Origin of the sequence: Streptomyces sp. 6N223 (assembly GCF_052246635.1) — a bacterium.
Lineage (GTDB): Bacteria > Actinomycetota > Actinomycetes > Streptomycetales > Streptomycetaceae > Streptomyces.
The window spans coordinates 1-4,193 of record NZ_JBQQCA010000122.1 but is presented as its reverse complement, the minus strand read 5'-3'; the positions used below and the strand labels follow the sequence as shown (position 1 = coordinate 4,193).

2 protein-coding genes and 1 pseudogene are annotated in these 4,193 nt (G+C 70.6%); 1 reads left to right on the top strand and 2 read right to left on the bottom strand.

Going from position 1 to position 4,193, the window contains the following annotated elements; translation table 11 throughout:
• Positions 1–244, bottom strand: a pseudogene (locus ACTWQH_RS32520) (sugar ABC transporter permease); the annotation flags it as partial.
• A 109-nt stretch (positions 245–353) separates the two neighbouring features.
• Complete coding sequence (locus tag ACTWQH_RS32515) at positions 354–2,021, bottom strand: Tat pathway signal sequence domain protein (protein ID WP_443290413.1); 1,668 nt, start codon at positions 2,019–2,021, stop codon at positions 354–356.
• 392 nt (positions 2,022–2,413) lie between these two features.
• On the opposite strand from ACTWQH_RS32515, the gene ACTWQH_RS32510 reads away from it, so the two are divergent.
• The coding region (locus tag ACTWQH_RS32510) for a glycoside hydrolase family 3 N-terminal domain-containing protein (RefSeq protein ID WP_443290412.1) at positions 2,414–4,193 on the top strand (1,780 nt) is incomplete at its 3' end.

Sequence of the window (4,193 nt, the reverse complement as noted above, 5' to 3'; positions counted from 1 at the left end):
CGTTCGCGGCGATCGGGATATACGCGAACACCAGCAGCAGGACGACGACAGGCACCGTCATCAAGATCAGCGGATAATCCCGGCGCACCTTGTGCCGGAACGTGATACCGCCCTTCAGACGCGGATCCTCACGACGACGACGGCGACCAGACCTGGATTTGATGCCGGTTTTACGGTGTTTCGACGGAGGGCTGCCGCCGCTCTCCTTGCGGAGCGGCGGCCGCGGGACCGTGCTCTGCGACACGGGGTTCTCCTTGCTTTGCGCAGGGCTCCGGGCGGGTGGGCGCCGCGCGGCCCGTCCGGTCGCCCGGGGCCCTGCCTGCGGGGTTGTGGGGTCGAGGGAGCGGCGGACCTCAGGCGGCCCCGTCGCCTTCGTCGAGCAGTCGCTGGTAGAAGTCGCGCAGCTCGTCGCCGCCGTTGCGCCGCCACTCGTCCACGGCGTTGCGCAGGTCCCGGACCGACTGGCGGCCGCGGACCACGTCGTCCTCCAGATCCTCGAAGCCGTCGGAGAGGTTGGCCAGGCGGGCGGGCTCCTGGACCTGGCGGCCGATGAAGATCGGGTCCTGGACGAAGGCTCCGTTCCGCTGCTGCCAGGAGGTCATGTCCTCGACGACCTGCGGCAGGTCGGGGTGGGCGATGAAGCTCTGCGGCGAGCAGATGAAGGTGTAGGTCTCCGGGACGACCTCCGCGTTGCCCTTCTCGGTGCGGACCGGCAGCCCGTCCTCCAGGGTGTAGTGGGTGCCCTCGACGCCATAGCTCTTCAGGCGCTGCTCGACGGTGCCGTAGGGGGCGGCGGTGAAGTTGGCCAGCTCCAGCGCCGCGCGGATGCGGTCCTCGGAGAGGTTCTTGTTGACGAAGGTCCAGATGCTGGCGCCGTTGCGGGCCCACAGCACCGGGTCGCCGCCGTCCGGGGCGAAGTAGTCCATGGCGTTCATGTGGAAGTCCGGGTTGGTGGCCCGCTGCTCGGCCACCGTGCCGTACCAGCTGCCCTCGCCCTGGATGTACATCAGGCACTCGCCGGCGGCGAAGCGGACTGCCGCGTCGCCGGTGGCGGCGATGGCGTCGGGGTGGACCACCTCGGCCTCGTAGAGGGTGCGGGTCCACTCCAGGGCCTCGAGGTACTCCTCGGTCTCGACGCGGTTGACCAGCCGCCCGTTCTCCCGCCTCCAGTAGAGGGGCTTGTCGGGCAGTACCCCGTACATCCGCTGCGCGAACCACTTGGGGTCGTCGATCGCCCAGACCCGGTCGCCGGCGTTGGTGATCTCCACGCAGAAGTCGAAGAACTCCTGGGCGCTGGTGGGCTGCGTCCAGTTGTTGGCGTCGAAGGTGTCCTGGCGGTAGTAGAGGAGAGTGCCGCCATTCTTCGAGTTCTGGGGCATGGGCAGGCCGCGGAGGGCGCCGCCGAAGACCGATGCCTGCCACGCCTCGGTGGGGATGGCGGCGAGGTTCGGGTAGTCCAGCACCTTGTCGCCGGAGAGGAACGGCCCGAGGTCCGCGAAACGGCTGGAAATCGCCTGCGGTATCTGGCCCTGGAACTCCCAGTCGGGGATGCACACCATGTCGGGGATGTCGCTGGAGGCGAGGGTGGCGGCGAGCTTCTCGCCGTAGACGTTGCCGTCCTGGACCTGCCAGTTCATGCGCAGGCCGATGCCCTCGTCCATCGCTTTCCAGAACGGGTTGCCGGGTCGCGGCGGCGTGCCCCACAGCGGCGTCATGGCGGTGAACTCGCCGGTGCCACGCGGTTCTGGCACCGAAACGCCGAGCTCCTCCTGAGGAATCCACCGGGTGTAGCCAGGGCTGGAGCCGTTCTCGATGGCGATGTCCGGGTCCACCGCGGCGTCGGAGGCGCGGTAGGTCGGCAGGATGGACTTCAGCTCGTCCTCGGAGACGCGCCCCTCCTGGCCGCCGCTTCCCTCGCCGCCACACGCGGACAGCAGCGGCATGCCGCCGACAGCGGCGCTGGCGACCGCGGTGGAGGCCAGGAAGCTTCTCCGGCTGGGCCCGGAGCGTGAGTTCGGCATGACGTCAACAACCCTTCATGGCTCTGCGCCTTCGCAAGACCGTGGATACGAGTTGGTCGAAGCGCTTCGATGTTGCGCTGAGGTTAAGACCCCCTGGCGAGTCGCACAAGCCCCGCCCCAGAGAAACTTCGCCGACGGGAACGACGGCTGTTGACCATGGGAGCTACGGCGTTCCCGAGTCGTTGTGAAGTGGCGTCTTGACAGAACCGAGCCCCTGAACTCAGCATCGAAGCGCTTCGAACGCCGACCTCGCCAGCAGGACGAAGAGGCCGGTGCGCGGGGCGAGCCGCCGTCGCGTGGGGCGCGATGCATCCCCCGCCCGGACACCCTGTGCCCCACCCGCCCGGCCCGCACTCACTCTGCCTTCGACCGCCACTGGATGGGAACCACTCGTGACCGCTGAACCGCTGCCGTTTCGCGATCCGCGCCTTTCGACGCCGGAGCGGGTCGCTGACCTGCTGGGGCGGCTGACCCTGGCTGAGCGCATCGCCATGCTCCACCAGTTCGCGCCCGCCGTCGACCGTCTGGGGCTGGGTGCGTTCCGTACCGGGCAGGAGGCGCTGCATGGTGTGGCCTGGATGGGCCGGGCCACCGTGTTTCCTCAGGCGGTGGGGCTGGGTGCGACGTGGAATGAGGACCTGGTGCGGCGGGTGGGTGAGGCCGCGGGCCGGGAGGTGCGCGCGATGCGGGCCACGGACGCGCGGGTGGGGCTGAATGTGTGGTCGCCGGTGGTGAACCTGCTGCGGCATCCGCTGTGGGGCAGGAACGAGGAGGGCTACGCCGAGGATCCTCATCTGACGGCCGCGCTGGCCGCCGCCTACACCCGGGGGCTTCGGGGGGAGCACCCGCGGTACTGGCGTACCGCGCCGATCCTGAAGCACTGGCTGGCGCACAACCACGAGGAGGACCGCACCACGGCGTCCACCTCGGTGCGGCCGAGGGTGTTGCACGAGTATGAGCTGCCGGCGTTCGCCGGGCCGGTGCGGGCCGGGGCGGTGGCCGGGGTGATGCCGGCCTACAACCTGGTCAACGGCCGGCCCAACCACCTCTCGCCGCTGCTCGCCGAGCGCTTGCGCACCTGGACCGACCGGCCGCTGGTGGTCTGCTCCGATGCCTACGCCCCTAGCAACATCGCCGGCTCCCAGGCGTACTACCCCAGCCACGAGGAGGGCCTGGCCGCCGCGCTGCGCGCCGGGGTCGATTCCTTCACCGACCTCGGGGAGGACTCCCAGCCCACCATCGACCGGCTCACCGCCGCCCTGGAACGGGGGCTGATCGACACCTCCGACATCGACGCCGCCGTCGGCAGGCTGCTGCGGATGCGCTTCGACCTGGGCGAGTTCGACGGGCTGGACGAGGCGGCCGAGGCGGAGGCGTTCGCCCCCGCGTTTGATACTCCCGGGCATCGGGCGCTGGCGGTGGAGGCGGCCGAGCAGGCGATCGTGCTGCTGAAGAACGACGGGCTGCTGCCGCTTGGCCCGGGCGTCCGGCTGGCGGTGGTCGGGCTGCTGGCGGATGAGGTGAAGCTGGACTGGTACGCCGGGGCGCTGCTGCACCGGGTCACACCGCTTGAGGGCCTGCGCGGCCACCCGTCCGTCGCCTCGGTCAGCTACGCCGAGGGCACCGACCGGGTCCGGCTGCGCTGTGCGAATGGCTGGGTCACCGTGCCCAAGGCCGCGGCAGGGACGGCCGGGGAGGAGGCGACGGCGGCGCTGGACCCGGCGTTGGTGCGCGGCCGCACCGACCTGCCACCGGTGACGGTCAGCGGCGAGGAGACGGCTACGGCGCTGCACCTGATCGACTGGGGCGGCGGCGTACTGACGCTGCGCGCGCCTGATGGCCGGTACCTGTCGGTGGCCGACGACCGGTACGTGCGGGCCTCGGCCGCGCAGCCGGGGGGCTGGGTGGTCCAGGAAACCTTCCGGCTCGAGCCGCACGGCGACGGCCACCTCCTGCGGCATCTGGGCAGCGGCGGACACGTCTGTGTGGTCGCGGACGGCCTGAAGGTTGCCGAGGCGGACACGGGCGACGAGGACGGTGAGATCTTCACCGTCGAGACAATCGAACGCGGCGAGGAGGCCGTGGCCGCCGCGGCAGCCCAGGCCGATGTGGTGATCGTCGTCGCCGGCAACGACCCGCACATCAACGGCCGGGAGACCCAGGACCGCGACA